At 39.3% G+C, this 20,148-nt stretch carries 29 protein-coding genes; 16 read left to right on the top strand and 13 right to left on the bottom strand.

Annotated features, from left to right (window positions below; all coding sequences use genetic code 11):
• Positions 1–39 precede the first annotated feature (39 nt).
• Complete coding sequence (locus tag CL181_RS12875; protein ID WP_097299717.1) at positions 40–1,212, bottom strand: COG1361 S-layer family protein; 1,173 nt, start codon at positions 1,210–1,212, stop codon at positions 40–42.
• 136 nt (positions 1,213–1,348) lie between these two features.
• On the opposite strand from CL181_RS12875, the gene CL181_RS12870 reads away from it, so the two are divergent.
• Positions 1,349–1,789: a BlaI/MecI/CopY family transcriptional regulator gene (locus CL181_RS12870; RefSeq protein ID WP_097299716.1), complete on the top strand. Its 441-nt coding sequence runs from the start codon at positions 1,349–1,351 to the stop codon at positions 1,787–1,789.
• Positions 1,776–2,573 (top strand): M48 family metalloprotease, encoded by a 798-nt coding sequence (locus tag CL181_RS12865; RefSeq protein WP_097299715.1) that lies wholly within the window; start codon positions 1,776–1,778, stop codon positions 2,571–2,573. The genes CL181_RS12870 and CL181_RS12865 overlap by 14 nt, the downstream gene beginning before the upstream one ends.
• Here CL181_RS12865 and surE read toward each other — a convergent pair.
• Positions 2,565–3,350 (bottom strand): 5'/3'-nucleotidase SurE, encoded by a 786-nt coding sequence (gene surE, locus CL181_RS12860; RefSeq protein WP_097299714.1) that lies wholly within the window; start codon positions 3,348–3,350, stop codon positions 2,565–2,567. The genes CL181_RS12865 and surE overlap by 9 nt on opposite strands.
• 89 nt (positions 3,351–3,439) lie before the next feature.
• On the opposite strand from surE, the gene CL181_RS12855 reads away from it, so the two are divergent.
• The 4 genes from CL181_RS12855 (at position 3,440) to CL181_RS12840 (ending at position 6,168) form a co-directional block, all read left to right on the top strand.
• Positions 3,440–4,294: a DMT family transporter gene (locus CL181_RS12855; RefSeq protein ID WP_097299713.1), complete on the top strand. Its 855-nt coding sequence runs from the start codon at positions 3,440–3,442 to the stop codon at positions 4,292–4,294.
• Positions 4,291–5,130, top strand: a complete 840-nt coding sequence (gene map / locus CL181_RS12850) for a type II methionyl aminopeptidase (RefSeq protein ID WP_097299712.1) — start codon at positions 4,291–4,293, stop codon at positions 5,128–5,130. Before CL181_RS12855 ends, map begins: the two co-directional genes overlap by 4 nt.
• A gap of 43 nt (positions 5,131–5,173) precedes the next feature.
• The gene (locus tag CL181_RS12845) at positions 5,174–5,797 is read left to right on the top strand and encodes a TatD family nuclease-associated radical SAM protein (RefSeq protein ID WP_097299711.1); all 624 of its coding nucleotides are present in this window, start codon (positions 5,174–5,176) and stop codon (positions 5,795–5,797) included.
• A gap of 83 nt (positions 5,798–5,880) precedes the next feature.
• Positions 5,881–6,168, top strand: coding sequence for a winged helix-turn-helix domain-containing protein (locus CL181_RS12840; protein WP_097299710.1), 288 nt, complete (start codon positions 5,881–5,883; stop codon positions 6,166–6,168).
• Between the two features lie 97 nt (positions 6,169–6,265).
• Here the strand turns inward: CL181_RS12840 and CL181_RS20490 are convergent, their stop codons facing one another.
• Entirely contained in the window at positions 6,266–6,406 is a 141-nt protein-coding gene (locus CL181_RS20490) for a hypothetical protein (protein ID WP_176505217.1), read from the bottom strand.
• Between the two features lie 119 nt (positions 6,407–6,525).
• Between CL181_RS20490 and CL181_RS12830 the strand changes: the two genes are divergently transcribed.
• Complete coding sequence (locus CL181_RS12830) at positions 6,526–7,356, top strand: sugar phosphate isomerase/epimerase (protein WP_097299708.1); 831 nt, start codon at positions 6,526–6,528, stop codon at positions 7,354–7,356.
• Between the two features lie 42 nt (positions 7,357–7,398).
• On the opposite strand, the gene CL181_RS12825 is transcribed toward CL181_RS12830, so the two are convergent.
• Positions 7,399–8,292: a nitrous oxide reductase family maturation protein NosD gene (locus CL181_RS12825; protein WP_097299707.1), complete on the bottom strand. Its 894-nt coding sequence runs from the start codon at positions 8,290–8,292 to the stop codon at positions 7,399–7,401.
• Positions 8,293–8,349: 57 nt separating this feature from the next.
• A complete protein-coding gene (locus CL181_RS20485; protein WP_217993172.1) occupies positions 8,350–9,318 on the bottom strand; it encodes a hypothetical protein in 969 nt (322 codons plus the stop codon).
• A gap of 104 nt (positions 9,319–9,422) precedes the next feature.
• Between CL181_RS20485 and CL181_RS12815 the strand changes: the two genes are divergently transcribed.
• Positions 9,423–9,905: a thioredoxin domain-containing protein gene (locus tag CL181_RS12815; RefSeq protein WP_097299706.1), complete on the top strand. Its 483-nt coding sequence runs from the start codon at positions 9,423–9,425 to the stop codon at positions 9,903–9,905.
• Here the strand turns inward: CL181_RS12815 and thiI are convergent.
• Positions 9,895–11,061, bottom strand: coding sequence for a tRNA uracil 4-sulfurtransferase ThiI (gene thiI, locus CL181_RS12810; protein WP_097299705.1), 1,167 nt, complete (start codon positions 11,059–11,061; stop codon positions 9,895–9,897). The genes CL181_RS12815 and thiI overlap by 11 nt on opposite strands.
• Positions 11,062–11,186: 125 nt before the next feature.
• Between thiI and CL181_RS12805 the strand changes: the two genes are divergently transcribed.
• From CL181_RS12805 to CL181_RS12790, 4 genes are all read left to right on the top strand, one after another.
• Entirely contained in the window at positions 11,187–11,549 is a 363-nt protein-coding gene (locus CL181_RS12805) for a hypothetical protein (RefSeq protein ID WP_097299704.1), read from the top strand.
• A 108-nt stretch (positions 11,550–11,657) separates the two neighbouring features.
• Positions 11,658–12,428: a helix-turn-helix domain-containing protein gene (locus CL181_RS12800; RefSeq protein ID WP_097299703.1), complete on the top strand. Its 771-nt coding sequence runs from the start codon at positions 11,658–11,660 to the stop codon at positions 12,426–12,428.
• Positions 12,429–12,565: 137 nt separating this feature from the next.
• Positions 12,566–12,976, top strand: a complete 411-nt coding sequence (locus CL181_RS12795; protein ID WP_097299702.1) for a nucleoside 2-deoxyribosyltransferase — start codon at positions 12,566–12,568, stop codon at positions 12,974–12,976.
• Positions 12,977–13,384, top strand: coding sequence for a hypothetical protein (locus tag CL181_RS12790; RefSeq protein WP_097299701.1), 408 nt, complete (start codon positions 12,977–12,979; stop codon positions 13,382–13,384).
• Between the two features lie 59 nt (positions 13,385–13,443).
• Here CL181_RS12790 and mch read toward each other — a convergent pair whose 3' ends face one another.
• Entirely contained in the window at positions 13,444–14,394 is a 951-nt protein-coding gene (gene mch / locus CL181_RS12785; protein WP_097299700.1) for a methenyltetrahydromethanopterin cyclohydrolase, read from the bottom strand.
• A 198-nt stretch (positions 14,395–14,592) separates the two neighbouring features.
• On the opposite strand from mch, the gene CL181_RS12780 reads away from it, so the two are divergent.
• A complete protein-coding gene (locus CL181_RS12780) occupies positions 14,593–15,207 on the top strand; it encodes a lactate utilization protein (protein WP_176505215.1) in 615 nt (204 codons plus the stop codon).
• Positions 15,208–15,230: 23 nt separating this feature from the next.
• On the opposite strand, the gene CL181_RS12775 is transcribed toward CL181_RS12780, so the two are convergent.
• Entirely contained in the window at positions 15,231–15,791 is a 561-nt protein-coding gene (locus CL181_RS12775) for a TMEM165/GDT1 family protein (protein WP_097299698.1), read from the bottom strand.
• Between the two features lie 101 nt (positions 15,792–15,892).
• On the bottom strand, positions 15,893–16,072 hold the full coding sequence (locus CL181_RS12770) for a hypothetical protein (RefSeq protein WP_217993171.1): 180 nt from the start codon (positions 16,070–16,072) through the stop codon (positions 15,893–15,895).
• Between the two features lie 185 nt (positions 16,073–16,257).
• On the opposite strand from CL181_RS12770, the gene CL181_RS12765 reads away from it, so the two are divergent.
• From CL181_RS12765 to CL181_RS12755, 3 genes are all read left to right on the top strand, one after another.
• Positions 16,258–16,575, top strand: coding sequence for a hypothetical protein (locus CL181_RS12765; RefSeq protein ID WP_097299696.1), 318 nt, complete (start codon positions 16,258–16,260; stop codon positions 16,573–16,575).
• Positions 16,572–16,907 carry a hypothetical protein gene (locus CL181_RS12760; RefSeq protein ID WP_097299695.1) on the top strand — a complete coding sequence of 112 codons (336 nt, stop codon included), beginning with the start codon at positions 16,572–16,574 and terminating at the stop codon, positions 16,905–16,907. Before CL181_RS12765 ends, CL181_RS12760 begins: the two co-directional genes overlap by 4 nt.
• 188 nt (positions 16,908–17,095) lie before the next feature.
• Positions 17,096–17,593, top strand: coding sequence for a hypothetical protein (locus CL181_RS12755; RefSeq protein ID WP_141398902.1), 498 nt, complete (start codon positions 17,096–17,098; stop codon positions 17,591–17,593).
• Positions 17,594–17,595: 2 nt separating this feature from the next.
• Here the strand turns inward: CL181_RS12755 and CL181_RS12750 are convergent, their stop codons facing one another.
• The 4 genes from CL181_RS12750 to CL181_RS12735 all read right to left on the bottom strand — a co-directional run bounded on the left by CL181_RS12750 (position 17,596) and on the right by CL181_RS12735 (position 20,073).
• Positions 17,596–17,979 carry a DUF5402 family protein gene (locus CL181_RS12750; protein ID WP_097299693.1) on the bottom strand — a complete coding sequence of 128 codons (384 nt, stop codon included), beginning with the start codon at positions 17,977–17,979 and terminating at the stop codon, positions 17,596–17,598.
• On the bottom strand, positions 17,976–19,016 hold the full coding sequence (locus CL181_RS12745) for a peptidase U32 family protein (protein ID WP_097299692.1): 1,041 nt from the start codon (positions 19,014–19,016) through the stop codon (positions 17,976–17,978). The genes CL181_RS12750 and CL181_RS12745 overlap by 4 nt, the downstream gene beginning before the upstream one ends.
• Positions 19,017–19,099: 83 nt before the next feature.
• Positions 19,100–19,309 carry a hypothetical protein gene (locus tag CL181_RS12740; RefSeq protein ID WP_097299691.1) on the bottom strand — a complete coding sequence of 70 codons (210 nt, stop codon included), beginning with the start codon at positions 19,307–19,309 and terminating at the stop codon, positions 19,100–19,102.
• 11 nt (positions 19,310–19,320) lie between these two features.
• Positions 19,321–20,073, bottom strand: a complete 753-nt coding sequence (locus tag CL181_RS12735; RefSeq protein ID WP_097299690.1) for a CPBP family intramembrane glutamic endopeptidase — start codon at positions 20,071–20,073, stop codon at positions 19,321–19,323.
• Positions 20,074–20,148 lie beyond the last annotated feature (75 nt).

Genomic DNA, 20,148 nt, shown 5'->3' with positions numbered 1-20,148 from the left:
ATCCTCTTTATTTAAACTGCGGATTTACTACTATCCCTGTCAATTAGCCCTTTTTTTCCATCTGAATCGATAAAATATCGCTGCAACAACGACTGCAACAATACTGACCGGCGCCATCAGGCTATTCCCTTCTTTGCCGGACACATACTGGTTAAGTTCCCATGTCTGGGTGTGGATCCCCAAGTCATCTTCAAACTCCACAGAAGCAGAATATGGAATATTGCCGCTTTCGGATGCGATGAAAGTGAATATGGCAGGGGCATCATCATTGGGCTTTATTTTACCAAGAAACGCTGTTTTATTTCCCTCAAGAGGAGTAGTAAACGTTATCTTTGAGGATTTAGCATCGCCTGTTCCTGAATTCTCAATCCGCATTGTAACTGTGAAATGTTCACCCTGTGACGGGTTTTGAGGTTCGGTCTTGATGTTTGCGACGGAAAGTTTTGCCCTGCCAAGAACTTTTACGCCAACCGTGCTTTGAGAACTGATATTTTTCCCATTTTCATCTTTATATTCCATCTTTACAGGGATCGAGTAAGATGAGATATCTGCCTTATCTTTAACCATAATCCGAAATCCCAGCTGAATTTGCTCACCCCTGTCGAGTGTTTTTATGACCTTTGTATCAGTTCCTGCTGTAACAAAAGGCAGTCCTTCTGTAACAGTACTGACTATAACGTCATGTGAGATACCGGCCCCTTCGTTTGAAACTACAAATGCAATGTCAAACGTATCCAGCGGGCTTATCAGTTCCGGAGTGATTGTGATATTTGAGATCGCAAGCTGTGGCGTCCCCCTTACAATGACATTGATGGTTTTATTGGATATGCGCAACTGGCCATTATTCAACCAGCGGGTGCTTAAATCAATTTCATAAGATCCGGAAACTGCATTAGAATTAGCATGCAGCTGATAGGTTTTTGTGAAGGCGCCGTATTTGATTATATTTCCAATAGTAGTGACCCGGTCGTGTTCGTTTTTTAATATAATATACGAATCAGGAAGTAGAGTAAGCATAACATCACTTGCATCGCTATTTTCATTGGAAAGAGTTACTGAAAGCACAAAATCCTGGCCAGGTTCCACTGGCTGGGGCGAAAGACTATCAAGAACGATCCCAAGTTCAGCATTTACAGGGGTAATGATCAAAATAAAAGCCAGTGCTGCTGCAATAACATATTTTATATTAAATATAGATTTGATATCCACCATATTTTCCTCTTTTTGATTTTAATTATAATTGCTACTATTGTGAATAGTAGCTTTTATTTGAAATAGTATTAAAAGTATTTAAGTTTTATTGTATTACGAAACTTTTATTATGAATAGTAGCTTAAGATAATAACTAATGATTGATGTTAATAAGAAAAATGCGCTTAATATGAATGAATTATTGGAGGTATTGGGGCCGCTTGAGAAGGAGATCATGGAGATAGTCTGGAGCAGGACAGAAACATCAACCCATGATGTTCTTGAAGAATTACGAAAAAAGAGGGATATTGCGATGACGACAGTAAGCAGTACCCTGAACAGGTTATATGATAAGAACCTTTTGAAAAGAAGGAGTGATAAAGGTGTAAGGGGGCTCTGTTATTATTATGCTCCTCTCTTAAATAAGGAGGAATTTAATAATATAATAACTGTCAAAGTCATGGATAAACTCCTGAAAGATTTCCGGGAGCCTATGACTGCATACCTTATCGAGGAACTCGCAAAGAGCGACCCTATAAAATTACAGGAACTGCGGAAAAAAATTGAGGAATCATTGAAAGGATATGAATCCAGATAAGAGGAAATTTTGTTATGATTTTAAAGCTGTTATACTGCTGGCAATACCAATTCTTATAACTGTGTATAAATTGTCCGGGCACGAACTTATTGTGGAAAAAGATTTTGAAATATTCCCCGGTTACTTGAAAATATTGGTAATGGCCGCAGGAACAATCGTGGGTATATTATTTTTTTTGATGAAATACACCAAATTCAACGATATGACTGCTAAAATCACAAGCCGCATGGAATTCTTGGAGGTTTTCACAATTATAGAAAATCTAAGCAAAAAACTCAAAATGGATGTTCCTGAAGTCGGCTTCCTGGAATCAAGTATCCCGAATGCTTTTGTGTACAAGCGCAATAAAAAACCTGTCCTGGTCCTGACCATTCCGCTTATTGAGATATTAGATAGTAAAGAGCTTGAGACCGTACTTGCTCATGAACTCACCCATATCAAGAATTGTGACCTTGAAATTCGCAAATTTGGCCTGCTAATCAGATTTGCGTTTTTCCTGAATCCCCTCGTTCACCTGATAGAACCTTTTATTTCAAGAAGCCGGGAGTACCTGGCTGATGAAACCGCCGCATGGATCACCAGCGCGCCGAATAAACTTGCCTCAGCGCTGCTAAAAGTAGAAGATTATACAAATTCGTATCATAATACGAAATTCACAACTTCAACACCGCCGGATGTTTTCTTTTTTGAATGTTATTCTTGCCCACCTTACATATTCAGAAGGTGCCCTTCAACTGAGAGCAGGGTTAAAAGATTGATGTCCTTATCTAAAATGTTACAATAGGGCTTCAATATCCTTAAAATCAATACGCGCAGTCGCATCAAGTGAAAGCGGCGTCACTGAAATATGTCCGTTTTTCATAACAGCCTTAACATCAGTTCCTTCTTCTGCATCCCTGATAAGCTCCCCGTTAATCCAGTAGTACGGCCTGCCCCTGGGATCAAACCTTTCCTCCACACCTGTCAGGAATATTTTCCTGGCAAGGCGGGTTATCTCGATCTCTGTATCCATATTCACATGTTTTGGTATATTGATATTCAGCAGGTCCACGCCAGCGGGAAGGCCTTTGCTTATCACTTTACGTGCTATCCTGTTAACTATTTTCATACCTATCCCAAAGTCGTAACAATATGTGCGGTGATCATCAAACTTATCTCCCTCATCCAGCACCTGTATGGATGCAGCAAGCGCAGGAATTCCATAGCTTGCGGCTTCAAGTGCTGCGCCGATCGTTCCGCTTGTCGTTACGGTATCCGTACTGATGTTCTCACCGATATTGAAACCTGAGAGAACAAGGTCAGGTTGTTTCTTTAGTATGGAGAATAAACCGATTATTACTGAATCAGTGGGTGTTCCCGCAACAGCGTATGCTTTGAAACCGTTCACAGGTGCAAGTGAAACCCTGAGTGGTTCAAAAATAGATATGCCCCGCCCTACGCCGCTTTTCTGGGTAGAGGGTGCAACGACCGTTACTTCTCCAAGGTCGCACACACTATCATAAGCCGCTTTAAGCCCGGTCGAATACACACCATCATCATTGGTCAAGAGGATATTTTTCATTGTTAACAGATAGGCTCATGATAAAATAAATATGTGGTTTCTTGATTTTTTCCACAATCTTTTTTGTCTTATGAGCTATCCAGAACCCAATGGATAAAAAGCGCTTTTCCGGATACGGGGAAATAATCATTGCAGCGGTATTGTGGAGCCTTGCCGGGATATTTGCAAAACAGATACACGGGATGTCAGCCCAGAGTATTATTTTTTACAGGGTAATACTTGCTTTTGCGATATTTTTCATATTTATTCTCATTTCCGGAAACCTCAAGATAATTAAGCTAAAAGACAAAAAAATCTATTTACTGTTATTTGGCATAATGCAGGCCGGGACAATGCTGGCATTTTTTATATCCATATTAGAAGGATCAGTTTCAATCGCAGTATTGTTATTATATACAGCCCCGGTTTATATTACCATATTATCCCCATGGCTTTTAAAAGAAAAATCCACAAAAAAAGGGCTTATCGCCCTTGTTCTGTCAATAATTGGCATTCTACTGATAGTTGATCCCCAAAAGCTTGATCTTGCACATTATCCTGCAGGAATACTTGCAGGGATTGTATCCGGTATCATATATGCTTTCCAGATAATGATCTCAAAATATGCAGGTTCAACTTATTCAGGCTACACCCAGGCTTTCTGGAGTTTTCCGGTAGCGGCCATAATCCTTCTTCCTGTTGGTATTGCCCCTTTAGATATAGTTCTTGATAATCTGGTTTATTTAATACTCCTGTCAATATTTCCCACCATCCTGGCTGTCTCACTGTATTTTAACGGGTTAAAAAAAGTGAAGATACACAGCGCCAGCATACTCGGATTAATTGAACCTGTAAGTGCTGTTATTTTGTCTGTCCTCCTCCTTCATGAGCAGATATCAGCACTTGAAATGATCGGAGGCGCACTTATATTGACAGGAGTTGCATTAGTTACTACAGAAAAATGAACCATTATATCCACGATTACTATGTTGAAGCCGGAAGAATTGCTGCAAAAGTCCGAACTGATGCTCTTTCCAGGATAAAGGAAGATACCCCTCTCCTTGAGATCGCGGAATATGTTGAAAAAAGGATAGAAGAACTGGGCGCAAAACCTGCATTTCCCTGCAATATTTCAATAAATGAAATTGCCTCCCATTATACTCCGCAGGATCACCAGTCATGCTTTCGGAGAGGAGATGTCGTAAAATTAGACCTGGGGGCTCACATTGAAGGCTATATTGCAGATACAGCTGCTACTGTTGAAGTCGGGACAAATAACCACAGCCTGTTGATCCGTGCATGCGAAGAAGCGCTTGAAAGAGCAATTGCCTCCACAAGGGATGGGGTTGAAACGAATCATATAGGGAAGATAATTGAAGATACGATCAAGAAACGTGGTTTTAATCCCGTAAAATCTCTGACCGGTCATACCATCGAACAATATCAACTGCATGCGGGCGTCACAATTCCAAATTACAAAAGCTTTTTTAGCCATACTATCAAGAAAGATATGGTTTTTGCGATCGAACCCTTCGCAACATATGGAAAGGGAGATATAAGAATCGGCGACCCCTTTATTTTTGCAATAACCAACAGGTTTAAGGGAAATATAGCTGATGATCTCAGGAACAGGTTCGGTTCGCTTCCTTTTGCCCCAAGATGGGTCCCTGTAACAGACCTCAATGAACTGAAAGGAGCAAGAGAATATTATGAATTAATAGAAAAGAACGGTGAAATTGTCGCCCAGTCCGAACATACTGTTATAGTCAACGAAGAAGGATGTGAAGTAATCACAAGATGAGAAAGTAATATGAGCTAGGAGCCACAAATATAAACAAAGCAAGATGAACAATAGCAATAACAATAAAGATACCATCGTTTACGAGGCACATGGCAACCTTTACCTGAACATAACAAATAGATGTACTGCTGATTGTATTTTCTGCCTTAAGCGCTACTCTGATGGTATATATGGTTATAATCTCCGTCTCTTGAAGGAACCCTCACTTTCCGAAATAATAAAGCAGCTTTCTGAACACGATCTCTCAAAATACGAAGAAGTAGTTTTCACAGGCTTTGGTGAACCTCTTGTGCGTCTGGATGATGTGCTTGAGATCACAAAATGGCTTACTACCCGTGGGATTTCGGTGAGGCTTGATACGAGCGGGCATGCAAAACTCCTGTATCCTGACAGGAATGTTGCAGAAGAGTTAGCTGAATCGGGTATGAAAGTTATATCCCTCAGCCTGAATGCCCAGGATGCTAATACTTATAACCAATTATGCGATCCCAGATACATAAAGGCATACGATAAAATGCTTGAGTTCGCAAAAGACATTTCAAGCTCCGGAATTGAACTGAGGTTCACAGTGGTTGATCTGCCAATAGTGGATATCGAAAAATGCAAGAAGATCGCAGATAAGTATTGTGCGCAGTTCAAAGTACGACATTATGGTGGTTCTGTTTGAACGTTGAATGTTTGAACTGTTGTAACCACAAGGTATAATTATTATATTAATCATCTATTTGTGTTGACAGGAGATAGAATTTTCTGAAGAAGCTGCTATGGTATCTGATCGCAGGAACACGTGGAGGGCAAACCCGTGCATTAATGTTGAAACTGCTCATTGACAGGCCTTATAATGCAAACCAGCTAGCTGAGGCTATGAACATGGATTATAAGACCATAAGGCATCATCTTGATGTCCTTACCAAAAACGGTGTAGTAACTATGGAAGGTGACAAATATGGCGCTATGTATTTTATCTCCAAAACAATGGAGGCTAATATAAATGAATTTAATCAAATTTGGGAAAAAATTGATAAACAAAGCCACTGAACATAACAGGAGGAAATTCTATTCAGATTACTGAAATCGCTTATTACGTTTCGGCAGGAAATATCGTATTACTTTTAGTGCTTCTGGTTTCATATTTTCAGATATATAATAAGATCAAGTCTAACTTTACCCTGGGTCTTATTATATTTACGGTCGCGCTATTATTACAGAGTTTTTCACGGGCGATCATGCTGCTCTTGATAATGAACAGCCCGCCCCCGGAACACGTGTATCCCATAATAATAAATCTGCTGGGCTATAACCCCATATACGTAGTGATCCCGGATATTCTTGAATTTGTAGCTTTAAGCATATTGCTGTATTTCACCCGGGAATAAGAAAAATCACAGGTGACAGATGCATTTATCCTGTTCATCTCTCTTTCTCTGGGAATATCCTTTATACGATATCATGGATATCCTGCAAAAAGCAGGCATAAATAGCGTCGAATTCTGGGCGGAAACACCTTTTTTCTGGATGGACCGGAATAACGAAACCACTGTTGCGCAGTTGATAGAGGCAATTTCAGTTATGACACAGGGTTGTACTTTACACGCGCCTGTCATGGACCTGAATCCTTCCTCTTATAATGACCTTGTCCATGAAGCTACGATAAAGGAAACGTTATGGTCTATTGAGCTTGCCAGTATTCTTAATGCCCGGGTTGTTACTATACACCCTGGCAAGAGGACAGCCCACCGCAAACCCACAAACGAGGACCGGGAGAAATTCATGAAGTATCTTGAAATTTCCTTTAAAAAAGCGAAAGGTAGCGGTGTAAATCTTTCACTTGAAAACAGCATGCCTGGTGTTCAATCGATGTGTTCTGATCCCGGGGAAATGAAAGAAGTGCTGGATCAATTCCCGGGTCTGTTTTTCACATTCGATGTAGTCCATGCTTGTTTGAATTCGCCGCAGACGGCCTTATCTTTCATCAGCGAGCTTGGCGATAGGATCATAAACGTTCATATCGGGGCACCGCACAATGGAAAACCTCATTTTCCATCACATTATGAAAAGAAGATGGATATTATATTACAGCGCTTGCGTGATTCCGGATATAAAGGCGACCTTACTATTGAGATCGATGATAAGATATATCCAGGACAATTGACGAGAGAGGAAAAAATTAAGGAATTAAAAAGTGAAAGAAAATATCTGGAATCCATATTTAATGATATAGATTAATATACTTAAATAATAATGTTTATGTATATCACTCAACAAAAATTATCCGGTTTTCCTCCAGAATATCCCTGTTACAATTAATAAAACAATTGCTGCTATGGCTGTAAACCCTGGTATAGATTTCCCGGCTTCATCTGTTTTTTGCGGGGGCTGTGTGGGGATGGGCTCAGATCTTACTGAAAAAGCCTGAGCCTGGGGGAAATTGTCCTTTGCTTTTCCTCCGCCAAGGCTAATAATATACTCCGTGCTTTCTTTATTATCACTCCAGTAATTTCCCATTTTGTCCAGATCCCATGAATTCAGGCCGCTATTATCATAGGCCTGATCTTTGTTTTCTATGAAATTATTCTGGTATATGCGATTTGTTTTTGAAGAATATGAATAAATTCCGATTTTATTGCTCTTTATGTTGTTATTGAAAATCTTATTATCATTTGAAGCATAAATATTAATACCATATCCTGAATTTGATTCGATAATATTTCCTGAAACGATGTTATTATTGCTTCCCTGGTATATCGAAATACCCACTGAGTTACCAGTGATGATCAAGTTTGAAACAGTGTTTCCATTCCCTTTATAAATAGCAACTCCGGCATCTTCCTGTCCCCCACCACCGCTGTTCTTTATGGTAAATCCGCTTATTACTACATTGTTCACTTCATCTATCCTGATCCCGCTGCTGGTCTTTCTGCCTTCAATAATAGTTTTTTCCCTGTTCTTTCCCATTACTGAAATCTCGTTCGTTTTGATAAGAGGATTTTCATTGTATGTGCCCTCACTGACAAGAATTGTATCGCCTGTTTTTGCAGCATCGATAGCCGATTGAATAGTTGTATAGGTCTTGCCCTGTCCAACCTCAAGAGTTGATGCTGTCGCAGAACCGGTGATTAATAATACAAGACAAATAAAGAGAATAACATTTTTTAATACCATAATTTCACCGATATGGTATCGTCTTATGACTTTAAAAAGATTATGAATTAATGCAAGTTATTTAGTTGCATTAACTCTTACATTGATTGTCTGGATTGCTGGCTCCCCACGCATCGGTTTGAAATACAATCCAAGCCTGTATTCTCCTGTAGTGTTAAAAATATAACTATTTCTTGCCCTGAGAACCATGTCCGGGATTTTCTTATCCATTTCAACAATTGTATAGTCGGAATCCATCTTATTAACCCAGAGAACCATGTCTCCTGGCTCTATATTGAGATTATTGGGGAAGTACTTGTCATCTTTAACAAATGTTGTAAAGTTCTTTCCAGTAGGAGTTGCTACAACAACAGGCTCAGGTGTAGGGGCAGGTGTCGGCGTTTGCGTCTCGATGATCTCTGGAGTGGGAGTGCGTGTTGGAGTCGGCGCAGGTGTTGGTGATGGACCGGGTGTCGGAGCTGGGGTAAATTCCCTTACATCCCCGGGATAAAGTGTTATCGGAATTACCCTTGCTTCGATCTTTTGCCCATTAACTGTTAAAGTTATAGTTATATCATAAGTACCTGCAAGGCTTCTTCCTTCCATCTCTTTGATGGTATGGAATTTTGCACTGATTGATTTTACTGTTCCGGGTTCAATCCCGGTTCCAAATTCTATCGGGTCAATAATCCTTGTTTTCTTTTCCTCGCTCATTGTCTTTAAATAAAGATTCGCGAGAGAATCATCAAGCGTCTTAAGCTTGGCTTTTATTTCTATGGTTTCATTTGTGATTTTTTCAGAGCCTGTGTTGGCAATAAATAATTCTGCTGTTACAGTTTCTCCTGCTCTTATGTCGTTCTTATCAAACTTTACATCAACTATTTTAGCATCAAGATTTGGATTGGCCCGATCGAATTTCTGGACTTCGATGGGTGTTCCTTTCGTAGCACCCTCATCTGTACAACCGGATAACGCTGTGGCAATTAGGATTATTAATATAATGGAAATATATTTGTTCATTGTTACCATTATAGAATTTGCGTTCATTGCTTAAAAAGTTTTCTCATTATAATAATGATACATGATGTTGTATAATAATCTACGGGTATTTTTGCGAATAATTTTATACCTATAAAGCTAATTCTATTCTGATGCGCAAATTAGTAATATTATTTTTAATAGTATTAATAATCATTCCTGCAAATGCCGAAACAACACAATGGTACACTTATGAGAAAGGCATGGATGCTGCAAGTTCAATGGAAAAACCCGTAATTCTTGATTTTTATGCAGATTGGTGCGGCCCGTGCATAGAAATGGAAAAAAGCACTTATCCGGATCCGCGTGTTGTTTCAGAACTGAAGGATTTTGTTGCTATAAAAGTGGATACGCAGATAAGGATCGATATCGAAAATAAATATAATATAGCATATTATCCTACAATCGTATTCCTTGATACGGAAGGCAGTGAGATCTCACGCCATGTCGGATACCTCGGACCTGAAGATATGGTACAAACTATACAGGAGTCACGCGGTAAATTAAAATTACCAGAGGAAGCCGCGGGATTTCAGGCATTATACTTGCTATTAGCGGTCTTGCTGCTGATTATAAAAAAAAGAATCACCGGGTGAACTTCTTAATATTTTTTAACATGTTATCAACCAGCAAGGGGACATCTATAAGTTTCTCAGCTTCTACGACTTCTTTTGGTTTAGATGCTGTTGATGGATATTCCGGGACTGCCATGCAGCATGTCGCAGGTTTTGTTGAGGGTTCTAATGTGCCGATATTTCTTGCCATGTTGGTTATCTCAAGCTTATCAAGCCCGATAAGGGGATGATAGATCGGGTATTCCATGCCATACATCTCGGCGAGCATATTTTCTGATGTCTGGGAAGCTACCTGGCCAAGGGATGAACCCGTGATTATCCCGTGCGCATCTTCTATTTTCAGTACCTCGCCAGCGATCCTGTACATCATGCGCCTGCACAGTACACAATTGAGCCTGTTACTGCAATTACTCAGGAATGCCAGGAGGTTTTCACCATGCGGCGCTTCGTAAATTGTAAGTTTCTTATGCGGCGACCATTTCTGTAAAACATCAATGCAGTTCATTGCTCTTTCGCGCGTGCTCTCATCGGAAAACGGATCATTATTCAAATACAGGGGTATTATATCGCAACCCCGTTTCATCATTAGCCATGCAGCAACAGGTGAATCAATACCTCCTGAAACAAGAGCTACCATCTTTCCCTGGGTTCCAAGCGGCAGACCTCCCACGCCTTTAACCGATCCTGTGAACACATAACCTTTTTCCTGCCTTAATTCCACGAAAATTTCAACATCAGGATTTTCAAGATCAACCGTAACATTACTGTTCATTTTCTCAAATACAGCATCACCGCAGGCAATACCTATATGCCTGGATGTAAAATCATGGTTCCCCGCTCTTCGAGCCCTGATTGCAAATGATTGGCCTTCTTTTAGAACATCAGATGCAATTCCTGCGCATGATCCTGCTGCGGATGAAAGTGTAGCTTCACATGTATAAGCAGGGCTAACTGAAACAACACCAAATACTCTTGAAGCGCTTTTTATAGCCTTCGGGTCCTCGGAATGTATGAAGATCCGCCCCATTTCACGTGTTATATTGGAAAAACTGCAGCCTTCTGATTTGAGCATTGATTTTAAATTCCTGACTAGTATCTGCTCAAATCTTGTCCGAACGTTCTTACTCTTCAGTGCAAGTTCATCATATCTGACTATGATAACGTCTGTTTGTTTCACGCCGACACCATTGTACTTGCATGATTTAAGACTAACGCATAAGAATTCATAATATCACACTAACTTCACACGAATTTCACACCTTCGTATATATACCATCCATCATATACATGATGAGGAAGATTATGCTGACATTAAAGATCCCTGTATTGATCCTTACAATATTTTTCGCGCTTATTGGTGTTTATCTTGCAGCCAGGATCTATATAGCCCGGAAGAAGATCGACCCTGCCACCCTCAGGGCGCGCGCTTTTCTTAATGAGTCATTCCTCAAGGAAAACTGGAAATTGATCCTTATGTCATTGATACTTTTCATAATCCGTGCCATTGTGGAACTGGAAGAAGTATTCGAAGGGATAATGGATGAAAAGAATGCTGAGGTTCTCGATGAGATCATAGTCCTGGGGATACTTATATGCCTCATCTTATTATTATATAAATGGTTAAAACTCATGGATCCACCAAAATTGGATATAAGTAGTAAATAGGTGGTTTTTCACCACTGAGAAATGAATTGGATACCGGGAAAAAGAATATCAATACTTTCACACTACTAACATCAGTAATATCTATCATGAAACGAATGCAATCACTAAATGAAAAAATCCTGCAAGTTCCGAATCTATCCAAACAAGAATCAAGAGGTTAAATTGAACAGGACTCTTGCTACTTGCAGACATCTTTATAACGATTGTCTTGAAAAACGAAAACGACAGGCTGAGCTTAACAGATTGAAAAAGGATTTTGATGTATTTTCGTGGGGCAAACCCGAATGGGTTAACTATTACGAACAGAAAAGAGAATTGGCAGTCACAAAAACATTATTTCAGAAAGATGTCTATTCTCAGGTACTTCAAGATGTGATAAAAAGAGTCGATAAGAGTTTCAAGAATTTGTTTAATGGCTTTGGCTATCCACGGTTTCAGGGAAGGAACAGGTACAACAGTTTCACGTATCCCCCAGGTTTTGGACTTGAAGATGGAAAACTCAACCTCTCGAAAATAGGGAATATCAAGATAATCCAGCATAGAGAAATTGAAGGCAAAATCAAGACCTGTACGATCAAAAAAGATATTGATGCCGGGTTAATTTCACTGATAACCCTGAGCAGCGGGGAAGAGATTGAACCGCCAAAATTCCTGCGAAAATCGGAAGGAAAACTGACACTGGAACAGAAGCGGTTAAGCCGGAAAAGGAAAGGGTCAGGGAAAAGGAATAAACAGCGAATCATTGTTTCAAAAACCCATAGAAAAATCAGGATTGAGGATTTGCAGATCAAGAACATGGTTCGGAATCATCATCTTGCCAAATCAATATCTGATGCTGGCTGGAATCAGTTGATGAATTTCACGATTGATCAAAAATAGACCAAGTACGGTAGGAACTACCGGAATTAACGCCCGTCAAGGACTACTCAATAGAGGGTCGATGCAGCGGGACGCTCCGTGGCTTTAGCCCGGAGTGGTTCACAAATCTTATTTAACTAACAAGTGGTGTATATATTATGAAAACCGTTTATCTTGCAGCGCCGCTTTTTTCAGAGGCTGAGTGTGATTTTAACCGCAAACTCAGGGATGAGTTAATAAGCGCCGGCTTTACTGTATTCCTGCCGCAAGAGGATTCCAACAATGTAAAAGACATGTTAGACCGGCAGAAAATAATTTTCAGTAAGAACCTGAAGGGGATTGAGAATTCGGACATAATCATTGCAGTTATAGATGGAGCTGATGTTGATTCGGGAACTGCATGGGAAATAGGTTTTGCGTTCGCGAAAGCCAAGCCCGTTCTTGGCCTCAGGACGGATTTCAGGACGCTGGGTATTGAGGGAACTGTGAATCTGATGATAGAACGGTCTGTGGTTATTTGCATGAGTGTTCCGGAGTTATTAAATCATTTGAAATCGAGATTCAGATAAATGGACGAATATCATTTAATAAAACAATTTTCCAAACCCCGGGAAGGGGAATTTGTTCCTGTCACTTTTATCGAGTTCAAACGAAAACTCGTTGGCTGGTCGCCAGAACTAAAAAGAAGTGTCTATATAGAGAACGAGGAGGAAAAAGCAAAGCTAAAAAGGGTGAGAGAGATAAATTTGATGATCGTGATCAATCATTTATCCGGGAAATTATCTTCTATCGAGCTTAATGATGAGGAAAAAGCACAGTTTGATGAAGTATATAGTTCATTCCTTAAAAAAGGGGGCCAGCTGATGTATACCCGGAAAAAAATTTGCGCAAAAATTATTGCCTTTTTTGAATTAAAAGAACTCGAAGAAAAAGTAAGGGATATACCTGAGAAAAATCTGTTATCTGATATGTTATAGCTTATAGGAATAAATTTTGCAGTCCGGGCAGGATCATTCATGCTGCCTGCATTCTATTTCTATATCCCGCTTATGCCGTAAGATTCCAGAATAACTTCACTATTCAGGTGGCCTGCATGGTATGTCTTACCCGTTTCCAGGTCATTTACCGTAATTTCAGCAGGAGCGAACACATTTGCATCGATCTTAAAGAAGTCATATCCTGCATCCTTGAAAGTCTTGTAGAATGGTTTACCGTAATCCTTTGATGTACTGGACGGCACCATTTTGAATTTCTCCTCTTCAAATCCCCTGACAGTCAGAAATACAGAACCATAATATATCACGCTGTCATTGGTGCTTCCCATGGCCATAAGATCATCCTTGACGACTGGCGCAATAGGTGCGCATCCTGTGCCGCTTATTATTTTTGTGGTATCATATCCCAGTTCATTAAGCTTGAATATAGCTGTCTCAACAACGCGTCCTGAAACCTGTACCGAACCAACAATGCTGGCTGTGGGAGCAACGAGTGCGATCACATTCTCAGAGTCAACATGGCATGCCTCTGCTATTGTGTCAATTACCTTTTCATCAGGAAGCTGGTTTGATTCAAGAGCGATAACTGCATACTCGTAATCATCTTCATATTTTATCCGCTCATAGGTTTTTTTAGGTTTTAACGCAAGAGCTCTTGCAGGGCCTGAACCCATGGCGAAATATTTATCCACACTTATCCTCCACCCTGCTTTTTGCGCTCCGAGGCATGAAATCGCAGGATGATCCGTTGTAACATCTATGAACGCAAGCGGTATATCACTTATTTTATGTACTGATACCGAACAACCTCCAAATCCCCCCATACAGATTTCAGTAAACAAAAGACCGGCTTCATACCCCCCGGGTACGTTTATTCCGCAATCTATCACTTTGCCGCCATTTTTCAGTTCCATGGCTTTGATTTTTAACTCCTCGGACCAATCCATCATTTCTTCTGCAATTTCCATTGCTTTTTCATTGACACTTAACAAAATAATTCACCGCCTAATAGTACACCTAGTTAGTAGGAAAAACAAGTTTATAAGGTTTTTGAATTATTATTTTTACAGGCAATTATTGATAACGATTGTTCACATTGGTCTCTTTGGATTATCTGTTTATATAGATTGGACATGAACAGGATTATCTATTTATATAGATTGAATATCTTATTTATATGGGGGACATCTATGAAATATGAAACATTAGCCTCAAAAGACGTAGTTAAAAGAACAATGGAAGCCTTGAAAACACGCAATGTCAATGCCGAGCTGGTAAACACTAAAGAAGAAGCACTTACGAAAATCAATGCTCTTATACCACCGGGAAAAGAGGTAATGACCGGCAGCTCAACAACACTTAACGAAATCGGTTTTACTGATCTTCTTAAATCCGGGAAACACCCCTGGAAAAACCTGAAAGGACAGATCCTTTCGGAAAAAGATCCTGGCAAACAAATGGAACTGCGCAAGAAAAGTGTCATATCTGAATACTTCCTTGGAAGTGTTCATGCTGTTGTGGAAACAGGGGAGGTTCTTATCGTGAATGCGACAGGGAGCTCGATCCCATCCTATTCTTACTCCTCGGATAATGTTATATGGATCGTGGGAACGCAAAAAATTGTACCAACATTGGAAGAAGGATTCAACCGTATTCGTGAATATTGCTTTCCCCTCGAAGATAAGAGAATGAAAAGCATCGGTAGTACGGGCACCACACTCGGGAAATACCTGATCTTTGAGAGGGAAATAAACAAGAACAGGAAAATTAATCTTATTTTCGTAAATGAAAAGCTGGGTTTCTAAGTCCGCTTTTATTTCTTTTTTACCTAAAATCCTGCTATAAACAATATCCCGAACAGGATAAACAACGCGCCTGCGCCCAGCTTTATTTTTGATAGCGGCACGATTTCACATAGTTTTTTGCCAGCAAGTATCCCCAGAAGGCTTATTGCCGCAAGGGCAAGAACCGCGCCTGTAAAAACAAGATATGGCGAATTATATTTTGCTGAAAGTGTGATAGCAGAAAGCTGGGTTTTATCCCCCATTTCAGCAAGAGCTATCATGCTAAACGTTGAAATAAACGGATTGATTACCGGCGAATTATTGTCTTCTTCGCAATCTTCTTTCGATCTTAGCATCATTATCCCAAAAATAATGAACATGAGGCCGGCTATTATCTTGATAATATTTTCCGGGATCAATCGCAATAGTCCTTCCCCGACAAGAACGCCCAGCCCGGTTACGAGAATAAAGGCAAGTACGACGCCTGAAAAGACTTTCTTCCTGTCATATCTTGCAGATAATGCGATCACTGTAAGCTGGGTTTTATCGCCAAGCTCGGCAAGAGCAATAAGGCCAAATGTTGTTAAAAGGGGTGTAAGCTCCATAATTATATCACTTATTATATATTTTTCATATAGTTTTTGATCATTTTTTAGACTTCTTCTTGCTGGTATTCACATTGAACTAACAAATATTTTTGCATGCATTATTTTTTTGAAATTCTTGTCACCAATGCAGTCTCATAAGGAGATGCAAGAGCCCATGCATTTTCCAGACAGTCCTCAGCCCCCAATAATTTTCCATCGGCAATGATAATGCACTGCTCAAGATGACATCTTTTTTTTGCAACGGCACTTTTCAAAAGCCTGTATTGTTTTTCATTCACTTTTCGCAAGTGAACACTCATTGTCATTAATGTTACTATGGTAGATTTGTTGATATAGTTTACATTTATATGCATACAGTAAAAGGGATAAAACAATAACTTCATCCAAATAAGTATTTATTTGACCAGTACATAATTAAAAGTTATATAATGATAAAAAATATTGCATAAATTACTCTATAATCATGGCTTCAGCAAATCAATTATTTCAATTTCCACAACCAATAATATATGACGCTATCAAGAAAGCCTTTAAAGAGCTTGAATGGAAAATAATAGAAGAATCAAAAGATAAAATAAATGCATCTACACCTATTACTTTTGTATCGTGGGGGGAAACTATAGAGATCGTAATTTCTTCTGATTCAAACTATACTAAAGTAAAAGTAACCTCAAATCCAAATTTTCAGATCTTTGATTGGGGTAAAAGCGAGGAAAATGTTAAGACAATGTTTGATACAATAACAAACCTACTGACAAAGTATGCCTTGGAGATAAAATGAGGCTGTATGTGCAATGTCAATATTGCAGAAATAAAATATATATTAATAGCCCAGCCCAACTTAGAGGAGAACTGCCATTCCAATTTGTTTTACGATGCCAACAAATAGGATGTTCCGTTTATGGAAGGGATGCATTTTATACCCGGAATGAAGTTTTTGCTGAGACTAATGTAGGTGGTGCAGTAAGTGGCGCTATAGTTTTAGGAGCACTTGGAGCACTGGTTGCAGGGCCAATTGGAGCAGTGATTGGTGGTCTTATCGGATCGAAAGCTGGCTCTAACACAGATGAACTGGATAGAAAAGCCGTTGAGAGGTTCAATAGCTCATGGTGAACTTTTCTGATTATTTCAATCAGCTTTTTTTCTTCAATCCATACTATGTCATCCCCTTTCTTTTTGCAGTAGTAATTTTATATGTTCAATGGTCTGAGAGGGGTAATAAGAATTTTTTAGTCTTGAGCACTCAAATCTTCGGTATATTCTCCTTTACAATCTCAGCTGAATACATTTTCATATTTTTATTGACAGATTCATTACCCAGCTCCTTATCATGGCTTCATAAAATTCTTTTGGGAATAGGAGTTTTAATCACTCTGTTGGTTATATTTCAGCACACTACAGAAGGTACATGTATTGGCACTTGGATATCTAATATTTTAAACAAATATTTCTTGCCAAAAGCGATACCAATATCTATTTCTCCATTCAGTGAACAATTGGAAAAATTGCAAGAAATTAGAGAGAATATCATGGTTGGTGATAAACAAGAGTTTAATATGTCATTTCAGTCTTTCCTTGAAATCGGTTCATCAATTATAATGACATTAGAAAGGATTTATTCAAACGATAATAATCATATAAAAATCATTAAAAACATATACGATAGCTGTAAAAAAGAGTTCATAGATTTGAATGGCACGATTGGTACTAATCCACTCGATAATATGAAAAAAATATCGATTGCCAATTCAATTTCGGAATTTATAGGTAATATTGATGGGTTTACAAAAAGAATTTAAAATTACTTTCGTCTTTCAAACACCAGCATATACAGATCCGGTCTTGGCATTTTCCCCGCGCCTCTTGCAAATTCCGGATAGCATCGTGGGCATAGCGTACGCCAGTTAAGCGATGCAACGATGGAGCTTCCAGGCACAAGACGCGCAAATGTCACTGTTGGCTTGACTCCAAGGTTTTCGGCCATTTCTTTGACCAATGGCAGGACTTGCTGCTCAAAAACCTCCAGGTCATCAAATTCAAGCCCTCTCATATTTGCTGTAATACCTGAACATCCGCAGGGCAGGGCGAACATATCAAGCTCTATTAAAAGTACTGGCCTGCCTATCAGTTTTCTTAACTTTTCTTCAAAACCTGCCCTGTTTTTCAAAATTTCTTCTAAAATCATGTTTTCACCGCTATCGTATCCCACGGCAGACACATCTGGTGTTCTGTTCCCCCATTTGAATAAACCTGCGTGACCTTCTTTGTAAGTGTCCTGCAATAACCGCATTTGTTGCAAACTTTTTTGCAGTTAGTCCACTGTTTCTCCAGGATACCATCCAGGCTTTTATTTGGAATATTATACAGGTCTTTCAAATCCTTGGGACAATCCAGAATGTCCATAAGATTCCCGTCATAACTTTCATTATAGTATGCATTCACACAATTCAGGATCCAGTCCACAAAATGCGTCCTGCCCCCGATCTTATACACATCGGTGATATCTCTGTAGAGCTTGATATCCTCAGGTCTTATCCATGGGGATTTTATGATCAGTTCGGGATTTTCAATCCTTAATTCAAGGCATTTTAAGTAATAATAATCATCAAGCACATTGGGTCTTGGTTCAGGCCCGAAAGCATGAGAAAAGAAGTTAAAATGCGCATATCTGAATGGGCAGCGGTAAAGGCATCCTTCATTGACAAGGAGCTTTAATTCGCAATCCACAGAATCCCTGATTGCATGAAGAACATCGAAATGCCTGTTTACATTTGAATCAATCACTATTGATTTTGCGCCAAGGTCCTCGAAGAACTCGGCCTTTTGCGGGGAATCCACAAAAGCAAGCACTGATACTACAACATCCACATCAAAATCCCTTGAAATGGTCTCAACAAGATAAGGATCCGCAACAACAATGGAATCGATCCCGATATCCACAAGTTTTTCAACATACCAGTGGTTTGTCCTGTATCCTTCAGGCGTAAGCTGGCGCCCTCCCATGCAGCTTGAATTCAGCACAAGTTCCATCTTAACCCCGTTTTTATGAGCGTACTCAGTCTGTTCTTTTATTTCCTCAAGCTGGGGGGAGGCAAGATTGCTCCTTCCCGTGCCAATATAATCAGGGGAACCTGCCATGAAAATAGAGTATATCTTCTCCTTCCGGGTCAATAATTCCTTGAGACTGTCGATATGTCCTGGGGATGGGACGAAAAGCTTCATGATTTTCCCTCTTATCTCCAGTCATGATAAATGTTTTGCAGGATTATTTTGAAAACGAAAAGAACTTAATACTGAAAGGTAATTTAGATATATATGGGTATTATAATTGCAGTATCAAATATGCAAACATCCTTTCCTTTAAATGCTAATTTGGAGGCTCTCGCAGTTATTTCCCTTATTGTTTCGGTTTTTATCACGTTATTGGTTTTGGATTCTAAATATTTGAACAGATGTGTTTCAAGCACCCTTGATGCGATTTCAATTCCTATGCTGATTACTTTCGCAGGTATCATTATTTATAGAATCATTTTAATAGTATAGGCAATATACCAAAAAGAAGCATATTTGTAATACCGTTGATGGCCAGGATAAAGGGAAAGCTCCTTGTCTTCTGGAATATATAACCTATGACAACTCCAAATAAGGTCGCTAATAATATTTCGTTGATTTGCCCATAAACAGAATGCATTACTCCGAACAAAATAGCGGTCAAGAAAAGTCCCTTCTTCAAGCCAATTACTTTTTCAAGCCTGGTCTGGAGTATTGATCTGAATATAAGTTCTTCCGCCAGTCCTATGAAAACAAACATTACAATAGCGATCTGTACAAGGTTAGAAGGCTGGACATTTCCGATCAGGGCGGAAGGGTCAAGAATGCGGTACTCAAGTACTGCAAAATCTATACCGATAACAAGAGCAATGGGGAGGTAAATATGGAGACGTTTGAAATTTATTCCGATTTCACTTAATGAAATATTCTGGTTTTTTATTATAATATAAATTGGTATGAACATGACACCATATATTAAGACATACCAGAGCATAGTAAATGTAAAGAATTGGGGCATTACAAGACTTATAATCCGCATCAGGATCAATAATATCATACTCTGGAGAACTTTTTTGATATCTGGTCGGATATTGCTGAGAATTAAGACCAGACTTATTAACTGAAGGTTTATTATATGTATTGGCAAGCCAATATTCACCTGGCCAAAAAACATCATTAGTTCGCCGACCACTATTCCCAATGCAGGAAAATAGATCTCTCTTTTCATTTTATTAAATCAAACCCCTATTTATTCAGTCGTTATTTTATCTTCATTAAATAACCATAGTGATAGGTATAAAGG

The organism is Candidatus Methanoperedens sp. BLZ2, assembly GCF_002487355.1.
Lineage (GTDB): Archaea > Halobacteriota > Methanosarcinia > Methanosarcinales > Methanoperedenaceae > Methanoperedens.
This window is presented reverse-complemented; position numbering and strand designations above follow the sequence as displayed.